Below are 13,784 nucleotides of genomic sequence, written 5' to 3'. Positions count from 1 at the left end.
GTCGGGGGGTGTCCGTCCTCGGTCCGGCGGGCTGGCGTACTGCCAGGAGGTGCTGTCCCTGTCCCTTGACACCGGACTCTGCGGGCGGACACCCCCCCGACACGTCCCCTTGCCGCCGTGGGCGACTGCGGGCCGGTGGGGCTACGCGCCATCCCCCGCCCGGCGGGCTTCACCGCCTAGCCGTCGGCAGCCATTTCCCGGCGCCGGTACGGGCGTCTCGGGCCCGTCTGTGGTCTGAGGTCGAGGGTTGCCGTCCCTAACTCCCGCCCACTCGCGGTCGGTTTCGCTTCACGGCGGCCGGCGGCCGGCGGTCGTTCTCCGGTGGTGGTACGGACATCCTCAGCCCGAGCGATCACGTTTCGGCGCCCGTCCGGGCATCTTCAGCCCGTCCGGCGTTTGAGGACGAGGCCCCTTCAGGGCCGATGGGGGTCCAGGGGGCGGAGCCCTCTGGTGGGGTTGAAGGGGCGGAGCCCCTGGGGATGGGACGGGTAGGGGCGGCGGGGGCGAGGTGAAGCCCGCCACACGCGCGGACGCGAGGTCCGCTCCCACCCCCGGCATATCCCCAGTTCGCACGCCTGGCCGATTGCAGACCCTCCCGGCGGGCACGTAGCCATCGGTTCCACGGCGTCCAGCGCCGCCCCGTACGCTGTCCCCGTGGCAGAACCATTGGTGCGCATTCCGGATGCGAAGGTCGCCCTCTCGACGGCCTCCGTCTATCCGGAGTCGACGGCGACGGCCTTCGAGATCGCGGCGCGCCTCGGGTACGACGGCGTCGAGGTCATGGTGTGGACCGACCCGGTCAGCCAGGACATGGAGGCCCTGCGGAGGCTGAGCGACTACCACCGCATCCCGATCCTCGCCGTCCACGCCCCCTGCCTGCTGATCACGCAGCGCGTCTGGTCCACCGACCCCTGGACCAAGCTCCAGCGAGCCCAGGCGGCCGCCGAGAAGCTGGGGGCCGGCACGGTCGTCGTACACCCGCCGTTCCGCTGGCAGCGCCAGTACGCCCGGGACTTCGTCGAGGGAATCTGGCGGATGGCGAACGAAACGGATGTGCGGTTCGCCGTCGAGAACATGTACCCCTGGCGCTACCGCGACCGCGAGATGCTCGCGTACGCCCCGGACTGGGACGTGACGAAGGACGACTACCGCCACTTCACGATCGACCTCAGCCACACCGCCACGGCCCGCAGCGACGCGCTCCAGATGATCGACCGCATGGGGGACCGGCTGGGGCACGTGCATCTCGCCGACGGCCGGGGGTCGGCCAAGGACGAGCACCTCGTCCCGGGCCGCGGCAACCAGCCCTGCGCCGAAGTGCTGGAGCGTCTCGCCCTGACCGGCTTCGACGGCCACGTCGTCATCGAGGTCAACACCCGCCGCGCGATGTCCAGCGCCGAACGCGAGGCCGACCTCGCCGAGGCCCTCGCCTTCACGCGGCTGCATCTGGCCTCCGCGGTGAAGGTGCCCCGGCCGTGACCGACACCACCTCGGGACCGGACGGTGTGAGCTCCCGGCGCCGGGGCCGGCCCCCTCGCACGGAATCCGCCGACACCCGCGACCGCATCCTGGACGCGGCCCGCGAGGAGTTCTCCGAGCGGGGCTACGAGAAGACGTCCGTGCGCGGGATCGCCAAGGCGGCCGGGGTGGACTCGGCGCTCGTGCACCACTACTTCGGCACCAAGGAGCAGGTCTTCGAGGCGTCGGTGGAGGTCGCCTTCGCGCCCGCCCTGAAGGTGCGGGACGTGGTGCTGGAAGGGCCCCTCGACGATGCCGGGGAGCGTATGACCCGCGTGATCTTCGGGCTCTGGGAGAACCCCGTGACCCGCAAGCCGCTGCTCGCGATCGTCCGGTCCGCGGTCAACAACGACGCCGCGGCCGCCGTGTTCCGGCGACTCGTCTCCGCTCAGCTGCTCCGCCGTATCGCCGGGGAGATCGACGCTCCGGACGCGGAGCTGCGCGCCGAGCTGGCGGCCGCGCAGCTGGTGGGGGTCGCGATGATGCGGTACGTCATCAAGATCGAGCCGATCGCCTCGGTGGACGTGGAGCAGATCATCGCGCGCGTGGCGCCCGTGGTGCAGGGGCATCTCACCGGCCGGTGACGTGCACATGGACGTGCGGACAGCTGTTCCGCGAGACATTCGTCCCGTATTCCGGACACCTCGTCCCGCTCTCTGGATGACCGGCGTACGCTCAATAGGAGTCAGAAGTCTCTGATCGCAGTCTGTGAAGTCCCAGACACCCCAGGCAGTCCCTGAAGGAGCGAGCGACGATGCCCGAGCTGAGGTCCCGCACAGTCACCCACGGCCGCAACATGGCGGGCGCCCGCGCCCTTATGCGCGCCTCTGGTGTACCCGGTGCGGACATCGGCCGGAAGCCGATCATTGCGGTGGCGAACTCCTTCACCGAGTTCGTCCCCGGTCACACCCACCTCCAGCCCGTCGGCCGGATCGTCAGCGAGGCGATCAGGGAGGCCGGCGGCATCCCGCGCGAGTTCAACACCATCGCCGTCGACGACGGCATCGCGATGGGGCACGGCGGGATGCTCTACTCCCTGCCGTCGCGTGATCTGATCGCGGACAGCGTGGAGTACATGGTCGAGGCGCACTGTGCCGACGCCCTGATCTGCATCTCCAACTGCGACAAGATCACCCCGGGCATGCTGAACGCCGCGCTGCGGCTCAACATCCCCACCGTCTTCGTCTCCGGCGGCCCGATGGAGTCCGGCCGCGCCACGCTGGTCGACGGCACGGTCCGTACGCTCGACCTGGTCGACGCGATCTCCGACGCCGTGAACGACAAGATCTCGGACGAGGACATCCTCCGTATCGAGGAGAACGCCTGTCCGACCTGCGGCTCCTGTTCCGGCATGTTCACCGCCAACTCGATGAACTGCCTGACCGAGGCCATCGGCCTCTCCCTGCCCGGCAACGGCTCGGTCCTCGCCACGCACACGGCCCGCAAGGCCCTGTACGAGGACGCGGCCCGCACGGTGATGGACATCACCCGCCGCTACTACGAGCAGGACGACGACACCGTTCTGCCGCGCAACGTCGCCACCTTCGCGGCCTTCGAGAACGCCATGGCCCTCGACATCGCGATGGGCGGCTCCACCAACACGATCCTGCACCTGCTGGCCGCCGCCCAGGAGGCGGGCGTCCCGTTCGGCCTGAACGAGATCGACGCGGTCTCCCGCCGGGTTCCCTGCCTGGCGAAGGTCGCCCCGAACGTCGCCAAGAACCGCACGTACTACATGGAGGACGTGCACCGTGCCGGCGGCATCCCCGCCCTGCTGGGCGAGCTGCACCGCGCCGGGCTGCTCAACGAGGACGTGCACGCCGTCCACAGCCCCTCCCTGGCGGACTGGCTGAAGACCTGGGACGTGCGGGGCGGCTCGCCCTCGCCGGAGGCGCTGGAGCTGTGGCACGCCGCCCCTGGCTGTGTCCGGTCGGCGGAGGCCTTCTCGCAGTCCGAGCGCTGGGAGGCCCTCGATGAGGACGCCGAGGGCGGCTGCATCCGCAGCGCCGAGCACGCGTACTCCAAGGACGGCGGTCTCGCGGTCCTCAAGGGCAACCTCGCCGTCGACGGATGTGTCGTGAAGACCGCCGGTGTCGACGAGTCCATCTGGACCTTCGAGGGGCCCGCGGTCGTCTGCGAGTCGCAGGAAGAGGCCGTCGAGAAGATCCTCAACAAGCAGGTGACGGACGGCGATGTCGTCGTCATCCGGTACGAGGGCCCCAAGGGCGGCCCCGGCATGCAGGAGATGCTCTACCCGACGTCCTTCCTCAAGGGCCGCGGCCTCGGCAAGACCTGCGCCCTGATCACCGACGGTCGTTTCTCCGGCGGTACGTCCGGTCTGTCGATCGGCCATGCCTCCCCGGAGGCCGCGTCCGGCGGCACGATCGCCCTCGTCGAGGACGGCGACCGTATCCGCATCGACATCCCGAATCGCTCGATCGAGTTGCTGGTCGACGACGCGGAACTCGCCCGCCGTGAGCAGGCGTTGAACGGGGCGTACGCCCCGAAGGGCCGCGAGCGGAAGGTGTCGGCGGCGCTGCGGGCCTACGCGGCGATGGCGACCAGCGCGGACAAGGGCGCGATCCGGGACGTGACCAAGCTGGGCTGACGTACGTATCGCCTACGTATGTGTCGCGGACGTATGTGTCGCTGACCCACGTATCGCAGGGGCCGTCTCCTCAGGAGGCGGCCCCTGCGCATGTCACCAGGCCGACGGGTCGAGGGTGTCGACCGCGAAGACGGTGCCGTCGGGGGCGGCGGCGTAGACGCGACCGCCGGCGAGCACGGGCTCGGGCAGATCGGCCGCCACCCGGTCCGAGTTCGCGCCGAGCCGAGGCGGCGTCTGGCCCACGAGCCGCCCGTCGCGGGCGTCCACGGCGAGCAGCCGGCCGTCGGGGGCGGTGACGTACACATGACGGCCGTCGCTGACGGGCGACGACGTACGCAGCACGGTCGTCTCCAGAGTCCACAGCTGCCTGCGCGCCGCCATGTCGACGGCGATCAGCTTCCCGTCGCCGCCCACGAGGTAGACAACGTTCCCGCGTACGGTGCCGTGCGCCTGCGGGAGCGGCAGGGACAGCGGCACGCGCCGCGAGGTCCGGTCGGCGGGGGAGTAGCGGACCACGGCCTGCGCATCGCTGTAGATCCCCTCGTTGGAGACGAGGAAGACCGACCCGTCCGACGACGTACCGGCGAGCTCCAGCGTCCCCTTCAGTCGGGCGTCCCAGCGCACGTCACCCGTGGCCGGGTCCAGCGCGGTGACCCGTGTGCTCGCCCCGTCCACTGACGTGGTCGTCGTGTACGCCAGTGGATCTCCGGCGAAGGAGACGAAGCGCGGCGCCTGGTGACCCGGTACGGGCCGGCTCCACTTCGTGTCGCCCGAAGCGCCGTCCACGCCGGTGACCCTGCCGTCGGCGCCGGTGAGCAGCAGCGTGTCTCCGGCGGTGGCCGACTCGTCGTACGCGGGCACGGTCCGCTGCCAACGCGCCTTGCCCGTGGCCGGATCGAGCGCCTCCAGCCGCCGGCCCTGCCCGGACCACGGGTGGACGAGGCCGTCCGTCACGGCGGGCGGACCGCTGGCCTGCGACGCTTCGACGGGGTGTCGCCACAACAGCCGGCCGTCCAGCGGGTCGAGCGCGAAGAAGAGCCCGCTCTGGGCGCACACCACCTTCCCCGCCCCGTGGGAACACAGGGGGGTGCCTTCCTCGGGCGCCGGCGTAGACCACCCGCTGAACCCGGCCGACGTGGTCCGCGAGCTCGCGGGCCGCTCAGGCGTAGGGTCCGCACCGGCGAGAAGCTGTACGGAGCCCAGCGCGGCGACCACGGCGAGAGCCGCGCTCCCGACCCCGAGAGCCAGCAGCCTTCCCCGGCGCCTGGCGGGTGCCCGCCAGGCCTTCTCCTCGACACGAGAATCCGGCCCGGGCTCCGGTGTGGCCTCCGCATCGGCTGCGGCTTCCGCATCGGCCTCCGGTGCGGGCGGTTCCTGGGCGGTCCGCTGCGTCGGTATGAACGCCTGGGTGTCGTACGACGCCGCCACCGACCGCAATTCCCGCATCAACTCGTCGGGCGTGGGCCGGTCCTCGGGCTCCTTGGCGAGACAGCGCACGATGAGCGGGGCGAGATTCTCCGGTACGCCGGTCAGGTCCGGCTCGTCATGGACGACCTGGTAGGCGACGACGTACGGGCTGTCCGAGTCGAACGGCCCCCGCCCCGTCGCCGCGTGCACCATCACGGACCCGAGCGCGAAGATGTCGGCGGCCGGCCCGACCTCCCGGGGCCGCCGGAACTGCTCCGGCGCCATGAACGGCGGTGTCCCGATCAACTTCCCGGTCTCGGTCCGCAGTTCGCTGTCCTTTGGCCGAGAGATGCCGAAGTCGATGACCTTCGGCCCGTCCTCGGCGAGCAGCACATTGCTCGGTTTGAGGTCCCGGTGCACGACGCCGACCCGGTGGATGTCACGCAGCGCCTCGGCCAGCCCGGCCATCAGCCGCCGCAACTGCGCCCGCTCCATCGGGCCGTTCCGCTTCACCTGCTCGGAAAGGGTCGGGCCGGGGATGAACAGCGTGGCCATCCAGGGTCGTTCGGCCTCGGGATCGGCGTCCACGACCGGCGCGGTGAAGGCCCCGCTGACCCGGCGAGCCGCCCCCACCTCCTGCCGGAACCGCCCCCTGAACTCGGGATCCCTCGCGAACTCGGCATGTACGACCTTCACCGCGAGCTGCATGCCCGAAGTGCTCCGGGCCAGATGGACGACGCCCATGCCGCCGGACCCCAGATGCGACTCCAGGAGGTAGTGACCGGCGTACTCGGGAAGTTCCGCTTCCGCGCCCGCTCCGGCGTTCTGCTGTGGCGCCATGGAACCACCCCCGTGCTGTTCGTCCGCGCGCGCGACGCACGGAGCCTAGTCGATGACTCGTGCGAGACAGAGGCGGCTTGCTAGCCTCCGTGTTCCAAACACGCACATGTGTGCGTGGCGTGATTTAGGGGAATCAACGGGGCCCCATGGCTGTCATGGGGATCAACGGGGGAGGGTTTGCCATGTCTGCAGATCGCGTCGAAGAGGTCGAAAGAGCCGAAGAAGTCGGGGGTGTCGGCGAGGACGAGGCCGTCACGACGATGACGGCGGCGACGACCACGACGACTACGACCACGGCGGCTACGACCGCTGAGGTCACGACCATGGCCGCCACCGCCTCGACGGTGCGCTACTACTCGGTCGCGCCGGGTGTCCGCCTGAACGTCCGCCGCGGCCCCGGCACCGGCTACGCCGTCGTCCGCATCCTGCCCGAGGGCGCCCGGATCCCGATCTTCTGCCAGACACCGGGCACGACCGTGACCGGTCCGTACGGCACGTCGAACATCTGGGACAACATCGACGACGGTGAGTTCGTCTCGGACGCCTATGTGAACACGGGCAGCGACGGCTACGTCCGCCCGCGCTGCTCCTTCTAAGTCGCCTGAGCCGAGTGGTCTGACTGATCTGGCTGATCTGACTGATCCGCCGTCCGACTGGTCCGATCCGGGTCACGGTTCGCCGGAACCCGTACGGAGCCCGCGGCCACACCGGAGCCATAATCGACGCGTGAGCGAGAAGAACGGCACCCCGGACACCCCCGCGGGCTCCACGGGCCCCCGCCCCGAGCCCCTCCGCTTCTTCGGCACGACCTGGGTCGAGCACGACAACGGCTACACCGCCCGCCGCATCGCGGTGGCCGTCGGCTCCCTCGCCACCGCGGTCGCCTCCTGCCTGGTGCTGCGCTTCGCGTACGAGGGGATCCAACTCGCCGATACCGGCAGCTTCGTCACCCTCCTGGTCGTCGTGATGTTCGCAGTCTGCAGCGCGCTCGCCTACCGCCACACCTGGGACGGCTTCAGCAAGCGCCCCGACCCCGACCGCCAGGCATCCCTCCGCGGCCTCCTGGCCATCGGCTTCGTCGGATCGCTCCTCGCCTACTTCTTCCGCTCCCTCACCGAGGCCCCCGGCGAGAACCTCCACCGCGAGGAATACGAGACGGCCCGCAAACAACACGAGGGCCGCACGACCCGCCGCACGGGAAACCCGGCGAAGAAGCGCCGCCGCACCTAGTGCCGCATCAGACGACTTTCGCCCTGTCGGCGCTTGGCGGTGGCAGCTCGTGCTGAGTGACCCGGTTTACTCCGCGTCGAGCTGGTGGTCGGCCCAGACGTAGCTTTCGGGCAGCAAGTCGGCAACGAGGACGGTTCGGACGCGGTCGTCGTTGCCGACGATGACCTTGAGGGCGGGGAAGTAGTCGAGGAGTACTTGCCGGCACCGGCCGCATGGGGGGACAACCCCCCGGTCGCGGTCGCCCACGGCGACGATCGTGTCCAGCTCGTAGACGCCCTGGGCGGCTGCCGCGCCGATGACGACCAGCTCGGCGCAGGGGCCACCGGTGAAGTGGTAGGCGTTCACCGCGGTGATGATCCGGCCGTCCTGGGCGCGGGCTGCGGCTGCCATGGTGTGGTTGTCGCCCCGGCAGCGAGTGCGGGCGACGTGCGCTGCGGCCTGGATGAGTTCGTGGTCGACGGGACGGGTCTGCGCGGTCATCTTCTCTGCCTTCGTCAGGTGTCAGGCGACGTTGACCCGCGTGACGAGGGTGCGCAAGCGAATATCGGCGGTGTTTTGGTCCGCCAGACGACGTGGCGGCGGATCATGCTGCCCTGTCCCTTGTGGCCGGCGTCGTCGGTGCCGTCCAGGCGAAGTAGCCCGGAGCGGTGGACTGGACCTCGATGCGGTTCAGCCAGGAACTGTCGGTCGGCGTGCAGCCGAACTCGACGCTGCCGGCTGCGGCCCAGTCCCCGACCCGGGTGTCCTTCTTCGAGGTCAGGTGCGGGGAGAAGGCGTCGGGCACGATGACGACACGGACTTCGGGCGGGCAGAGGCTGCGCAGGCAGCGGCAGAACTCCAGGAACCGCACGCGCTTCGTCTTCGGCTTGATGTGGCGCCCGACGACACACACGGCCCACCCCTCGGCAAAGTCGGTGCACACCGCACCAACCAGAGCCACCATGGCCGTATGACGGCCCCCTCCCACACCGACCGCGCCCGCTCCTTCGACGCTGCCGCGGCCCAGTACGCCGCGAACCGCCCCTCCTACCCACCCGCTCTCTTCGACACGATCGAGGAACTCGCCGACCGCCCCCTCGCCGGCGCCCGTGTCGTCGACGTCGGCGCGGGCACCGGTATCGCCACCGCCCTCCTACGCCGACGCGGCGCCGAGGTCCTGGCCGTGGAACCCGGCGACGGCATGGCAGCCCAGTTCCGCCTCAGCCACCCCGACATACCGATCGTCCGCGGCAACGGCAACGCTCTCCCCCTCGCCACCGCCTCAGCAGACTTCGTCACCTACGCCCAGGCCTGGCACTGGACCGACCCCACCCACTCGGTGCCGGAGGCCCTCCGTGTACTGCGCCCCGGCGGCGCGCTGGCCCTCTGGTGGAACACCACCCCGCTCGACATCCCCTGGCATGTCGCGCAGGCGCGCCGCATCCAGCGCCGCTTCGGCAACCATCCCGTCGTCGAACAGAACGGAAGCGGCGCCCGAGCCGCCATGACCTTCCCCACCGGCCACCTCGACTTCACCCGCCGCAAGGTCCGCTGGAGCCGCCGCGTCCCCATCGACACACACCTGGCCAACCTCGGCAGCCACTCGATCTTCCTGGTCCACGGCACCGAGGCGAGCACCGCCTTCTTCGCCGAGGAGAAGCAGCTCCTCCTCAGCACCTTCCCGGACGGACTCATCGAAGAGACCTACGACGTGGACGTCCTGGTTGCCACCACCTCCTCCTGACACTCCTCGCCCCTCCACGACCACGGCCCACGAACTACGGACACGGACCGCGCACACGGACCGCCGACCACTGACCGTCGCCGCACCCGCAGCACTCGCCGTACCGCCGCACCCTCCTCACGCCCGCCCTCGCGCCGAGCCCAGGCGAGGGCGGGCGAACCATGTCGCCCACGCCGCTTGACGCTGCACTGCCACCGGAGGATTATTCATCGCATGATGAATTATTCTTCCGTTCGCTCCGATCCCCCCGACGAGACAGCCATCCGAGCCGAGACCGTGAACGTCGTACGCGGCACCCGCCATGTCCTCCGCGACCTCGACTTCACCGTCCCGCGCGGCCAGATCACCGGCCTCCTCGGCCCCTCAGGCTGCGGCAAGACGACCCTCATGCGAGCGATCGTCGGCACCCAGGCCAAGGTCACCGGCACCCTCGACATCCTCGGCCGCCCTGCCGGCCATCCCACCCTGCGCACCCGCATCGGCTACGTCACCCAAGCTCCCTCCGTCTACGACGACCTGACCGTCCGCCAGAACCTCACCTACTTCGCCGAGATCCTCGACCCGGGCCACGCGGCCGCCGACCGGCGTCACGACAACGTCACCCGCACCATCGCCGACGTCGACCTCACCAGCCACGCCGACGCCCTCGCCGGCAACCTCTCCGGAGGCCAGCGCAGCCGCGTCTCCCTCGCGGTCGCCCTCCTCGGCACCCCCGAACTCCTCGTCCTCGACGAACCGACGGTCGGCCTCGACCCGGTCCTGCGCCGCGACCTGTGGAACCTCTTCCACGACATCGCCGCCTCCCGCGGCGCCACCCTCCTCATCTCCTCCCACGTCACGGATGAGGCCGAGCGCTGCCACCGCCTCCTCCTCATGCGCGAAGGCCGGATCCTCGCCGACGACACCCCGGATGCCCTCCGCACCCGTACGCACTCCGAGACGGTCGAAGCGGCCTTCCTGCACCTGGTCGACGAGGCGACCGCGGCCGCCCGCGCGAAGGAGACCACGCGATGACCACCACGACGAGCCCGACCACCACACCCCGGCCCGCCCTCACCGGCGCCCTGAACCTGGCCCGCACGACCACCACCGCCGCCCGGGTCCTGCGCCAGCTCCGCCACGACCCGCGCACCATCGCGCTGATGCTCCTCGTCCCCTGCGTGATGCTCTTCCTGCTGCGCTACGTCTTCGACGGCAACCCGCGCACCTTCGACAACATCGGCGCCTCCCTCCTCGGGATCTTCCCGCTGATCACGATGTTCCTGGTCACCTCCATCGCCACCCTGCGCGAACGCACCTCCGGCACCCTCGAACGCCTCCTCGCCATGCCCCTCGGCAAGGGCGACCTGATCGCCGGCTACGCCCTCGCCTTCGGCACCCTCGCGATCATCCAGTCCGCCCTGGCGACCGGACTCGCCCTCTGGTTCCTCGGCCTGGACGTCACCGGCAGCCCCTGGCTGCTCCTGCTCGTGGCCCTCCTCGACGCCCTGCTCGGCACCGCGCTCGGTCTCTTCGTCTCGGCCTTCGCGGCCTCCGAATTCCAGGCCGTCCAGTTCATGCCGGCCGTGATCTTCCCCCAACTCCTCCTCTGCGGCCTCTTCACACCCCGCGACAACATGCACCCCGCCCTCGAAGCCATCTCCAACGTCCTCCCCATGTCCTACGCGGTCGACGGCATGAACGAAGTCCTCAAGCACACCGACATGACCGCCAACTTCGTCCGTGACGCCCTGATCGTGGCCGGCTGCGCCCTGCTGGTCCTGGGCCTGGGCGCGGCCACCCTCCGGCGCAGGACGGCGTGACCGTCGCGAGGCATGACCGTCGCGCGGCACGTCCGTTCGTCCGCCCACCGGACACGCCCCTCGAAAGGCCGCCCCCGGTGCGAGGATGAACCCGGACGACGCAACCCCCGGAGGGCACCCCAGCCATGACCCAGAAAGTCGCAGTCCTCGGCACCGGCAAGATCGGCGAAGCCCTGCTCAGCGGAATGATCCGTGGCGGCTGGGCCCCGGCCGACCTCCTGGTGACGGCCCGCCGCGCGGAACGAGCCGAAGAACTCCGCACCCGCTACGGAGTCACCCCGGTCACCAACGCGGAAGCCGCCAAGACCGCCGACACCCTGATCCTCACGGTCAAGCCGCAGGACATGGGCATCCTCCTCGACGAACTCGCCCCGCACGTCCCCGCCGACCGCCTGGTCATCAGCGGAGCCGCGGGCATCCCCACCTCCTTCTTCGAGTCCCGCCTCGCCGCCGGCACTCCGGTCGTCCGCGTCATGACGAACACCCCTGCGCTGGTCGACGAGGCCATGTCCGTCATCTCCGCCGGCAGCCACGCCAGCGAAGCCGACCTCGCCCACGCCGAGGAGATCTTCGGCGCCGTGGGCAAGACGCTCCGCGTCCCCGAGGGCCAGCAGGACGCCTGCACCGCCCTCTCCGGCTCCGGCCCGGCGTACTTCTTCTACCTGGTCGAAGCCATGACCGACGCCGGCATCCTCCTCGGCCTGCCCCGCGACAAGGCCCACGACCTGATCGTCCAGTCCGCGATCGGCGCCGCGACGATGCTCCGCGACAGCGGCGAACATCCCGTCAAGCTCCGCGAGAACGTGACATCCCCCGCCGGCACCACCATCAACGCCATCCGCGAACTCGAGAACCACGGCGTACGAGCCGCCCTCATCGCCGCCCTCGAAGCAGCCCGCGACCGCAGCCGCGCACTGGCCTCCGGCAACAACAACTGACGCCCGGCCGCCCCCGGCCCCGGGGGCGGCCAGCACACCCCTAGGCAGTCACGCCGATATCCGCAGCGACAACCGCAGCCGCCGGCGGCAGCAACCCGATCGCCCGATACGCGGCATCCACGGTCGGCCGGGCCATCGCCCGAGCTCGCTCCGCACCATCCCGCAGCACCCCCTCCACATAGCCAGGATCCGCGCACAGCTCCCTGTGCCTCTCCTGCACGGGCCTGAGAGCCTCGACCACGGCCTCCGCGGCGGCCGACTTCAAAGAGCCGTACGACTCATATACACCGCTCAGCTCCGTTGGGTTCCCACCCGTACAGGCAGCGAGGATCTCCAGCAGATTCGCCACCCCCGGCTGAGCGTCCCGGTCGTACACGACCTCCCGCCCACTGTCGGTCACGGCCCGCATGACCTTCTTACGCACCACGTCCGGCTCATCGAGCAGATAAACGATCCCCGGCCCGGAGTCGTCGCTCTTGCCCATCTTCGACGCCGGATCCTGCAGATTCATCACCCGCGCCGCGACCTGCGGAGGCGTGGCCCGAGGCACCACGAACGTATGCCCGTACCGCTGGTTGAACCGGACCGCGAGATCCCGCGCGAGTTCCACATGCTGCGTCTGATCGTCCCCGACCGGCACCTCATCGGTCCCGTACGCCAGGATGTCCGCCGCCATCAGCACCGGATACGTCAGCAGCGACAGCCGCACACTCCCGCCCCGCTCCCGCTCCCGCGCGGCCTTCTCCTTGTACTGGATCATCCGCCGCATCTCACCGTCCGTGGCCACGCACTCCAGCACGTACGACAGCCGAGCGTGCTCATCCACATGACTCTGTACGAAGACGGTGCACAGCTCCGGATCCAGCCCCGCCGCCAGCAACAACGTCGCGGCCTGCCGACTCAGCCGGCGCACCCGCGCCGGATCGTGGTCCACGGTCAGCGCGTGCAGATCGACGATGCAGAACAGAGCGTCGGACTGGTGCTGGTCGACGGCAGCCCACCGCCGCATGGCGCCCAGGTAGTTCCCCAGCGTCAGATGCCCCGTCGGCTTGACCCCGCTGAAGACTCGCGTCATCTCTCCACCTCCTGGTCGAGACCGCCGCACCCGCCGGCCGACCCTCTGGAGGGAGATACGAGAAACGGCCGCCGAGGCGGCGGCCGTTGAGTGCATACGTGACTACGGCCGCCGTCAGGCGGCCCACCACAGCTGGGTACACGTACGCGTTGTCATGGGGTCCACCGTACGCCCCGAAGGTGCCGTCCGGAGCGAAGTTGACACGCCCAGAGCCGGTACGTAGTGTTCTCCGAGTTGTCCGACGTGAGCGCCGACCTCGGTCGGTCCCCGGACAGCCACTCCGCAAGTACCAACCATCATTCGATGACAGTCGATCCGTCTGCCATCGTTTCATTGGCATGCGTATTTACGGAATGAGGAATCCGCGTTCGATAGAACGCAGCCCCCGATTAGCTCGGGAGCAGGGAATCCGCTAAAGTCTCACTCGTCCGAACGGCCCAACGGCCGCGAAGACAAGCCCCGCTGACTGGGGGTCAGGCCCGAAAGGATCTGATAGAGTCGGAACCGCCGGAAAGGAAACGCGAGAGCGGAAACCTGGAAAGCACCGAGGAAATCGGATCAGAAAAAGATCTGATAGAGTCGGAAACGCAAGACCGAAGGGAAGCGCCCGGAGGAAAGCCCGAGAGGGTGAGTACAAAGGAAG

13 protein-coding genes are annotated in these 13,784 nt (G+C 69.9%); 9 read left to right on the top strand and 4 right to left on the bottom strand.

Going from position 1 to position 13,784, the window contains the following annotated elements:
• Positions 1–654: 654 nt before the first annotated feature.
• The 3 genes from ADK36_RS04830 (at position 655) to ilvD (ending at position 4,126) form a co-directional block, all read left to right on the top strand.
• Positions 655–1,479: a sugar phosphate isomerase/epimerase family protein gene (locus ADK36_RS04830; RefSeq protein ID WP_199830109.1), complete on the top strand. Its 825-nt coding sequence runs from the start codon at positions 655–657 to the stop codon at positions 1,477–1,479.
• Positions 1,476–2,102 carry a TetR family transcriptional regulator gene (locus ADK36_RS04825; protein WP_048587277.1) on the top strand — a complete coding sequence of 209 codons (627 nt, stop codon included), beginning with the start codon at positions 1,476–1,478 and terminating at the stop codon, positions 2,100–2,102. Before ADK36_RS04830 ends, ADK36_RS04825 begins: the two co-directional genes overlap by 4 nt.
• A 170-nt stretch (positions 2,103–2,272) precedes the next feature.
• Positions 2,273–4,126 (top strand): dihydroxy-acid dehydratase, encoded by a 1,854-nt coding sequence (ilvD, locus tag ADK36_RS04820; protein WP_048587276.1) that lies wholly within the window; start codon positions 2,273–2,275, stop codon positions 4,124–4,126.
• Between the two features lie 93 nt (positions 4,127–4,219).
• Here the strand turns inward: ilvD and ADK36_RS04815 are convergent, their stop codons facing one another.
• Positions 4,220–6,373, bottom strand: a complete 2,154-nt coding sequence (locus tag ADK36_RS04815; protein WP_053196481.1) for a serine/threonine-protein kinase — start codon at positions 6,371–6,373, stop codon at positions 4,220–4,222.
• A gap of 182 nt (positions 6,374–6,555) precedes the next feature.
• On the opposite strand from ADK36_RS04815, the gene ADK36_RS04810 reads away from it, so the two are divergent.
• Both ADK36_RS04810 and ADK36_RS04805 read left to right on the top strand, forming a co-directional pair.
• A complete protein-coding gene (locus ADK36_RS04810; protein WP_053196479.1) occupies positions 6,556–6,969 on the top strand; it encodes a hypothetical protein in 414 nt (137 codons plus the stop codon).
• Between the two features lie 130 nt (positions 6,970–7,099).
• The gene (locus ADK36_RS04805; protein ID WP_053196477.1) at positions 7,100–7,603 is read left to right on the top strand and encodes a hypothetical protein; all 504 of its coding nucleotides are present in this window, start codon (positions 7,100–7,102) and stop codon (positions 7,601–7,603) included.
• Positions 7,604–7,669: 66 nt separating this feature from the next.
• Here the strand turns inward: ADK36_RS04805 and ADK36_RS04800 are convergent, their stop codons facing one another.
• Together ADK36_RS04800 and ADK36_RS04795 are read right to left on the bottom strand one after the other, a co-directional pair.
• On the bottom strand, positions 7,670–8,083 hold the full coding sequence (locus ADK36_RS04800; protein WP_048587273.1) for a cytidine deaminase family protein: 414 nt from the start codon (positions 8,081–8,083) through the stop codon (positions 7,670–7,672).
• A gap of 103 nt (positions 8,084–8,186) precedes the next feature.
• A complete protein-coding gene (locus ADK36_RS04795; protein ID WP_199830108.1) occupies positions 8,187–8,546 on the bottom strand; it encodes a hypothetical protein in 360 nt (119 codons plus the stop codon).
• Positions 8,547–8,552: 6 nt separating this feature from the next.
• On the opposite strand from ADK36_RS04795, the gene ADK36_RS04790 reads away from it, so the two are divergent.
• From ADK36_RS04790 to proC, 4 genes are all read left to right on the top strand, one after another.
• Positions 8,553–9,326, top strand: coding sequence for a class I SAM-dependent methyltransferase (locus ADK36_RS04790; RefSeq protein WP_048587279.1), 774 nt, complete (start codon positions 8,553–8,555; stop codon positions 9,324–9,326).
• A 213-nt stretch (positions 9,327–9,539) separates the two neighbouring features.
• Positions 9,540–10,340 carry an ABC transporter ATP-binding protein gene (locus tag ADK36_RS04785; protein WP_053196473.1) on the top strand — a complete coding sequence of 267 codons (801 nt, stop codon included), beginning with the start codon at positions 9,540–9,542 and terminating at the stop codon, positions 10,338–10,340.
• On the top strand, positions 10,337–11,128 hold the full coding sequence (locus ADK36_RS04780; RefSeq protein ID WP_048587271.1) for an ABC transporter permease: 792 nt from the start codon (positions 10,337–10,339) through the stop codon (positions 11,126–11,128). The genes ADK36_RS04785 and ADK36_RS04780 overlap by 4 nt, the downstream gene beginning before the upstream one ends.
• A 125-nt stretch (positions 11,129–11,253) precedes the next feature.
• On the top strand, positions 11,254–12,066 hold the full coding sequence (proC, locus tag ADK36_RS04775) for a pyrroline-5-carboxylate reductase (protein ID WP_053196471.1): 813 nt from the start codon (positions 11,254–11,256) through the stop codon (positions 12,064–12,066).
• Positions 12,067–12,106: 40 nt separating this feature from the next.
• Here proC and trpS read toward each other — a convergent pair whose 3' ends face one another.
• Positions 12,107–13,141, bottom strand: a complete 1,035-nt coding sequence (gene trpS / locus ADK36_RS04770) for a tryptophan--tRNA ligase (RefSeq protein WP_048587270.1) — start codon at positions 13,139–13,141, stop codon at positions 12,107–12,109.
• Positions 13,142–13,784 lie beyond the last annotated feature (643 nt).

This window comes from Streptomyces viridochromogenes, assembly GCF_001270495.1.
Taxonomy (GTDB): Bacteria; Actinomycetota; Actinomycetes; order Streptomycetales; family Streptomycetaceae; genus Streptomyces; species Streptomyces viridochromogenes_A.
The sequence above is the reverse complement of the archived record's forward strand: the minus strand, read 5'-3'. Positions and strand labels throughout refer to the sequence as shown.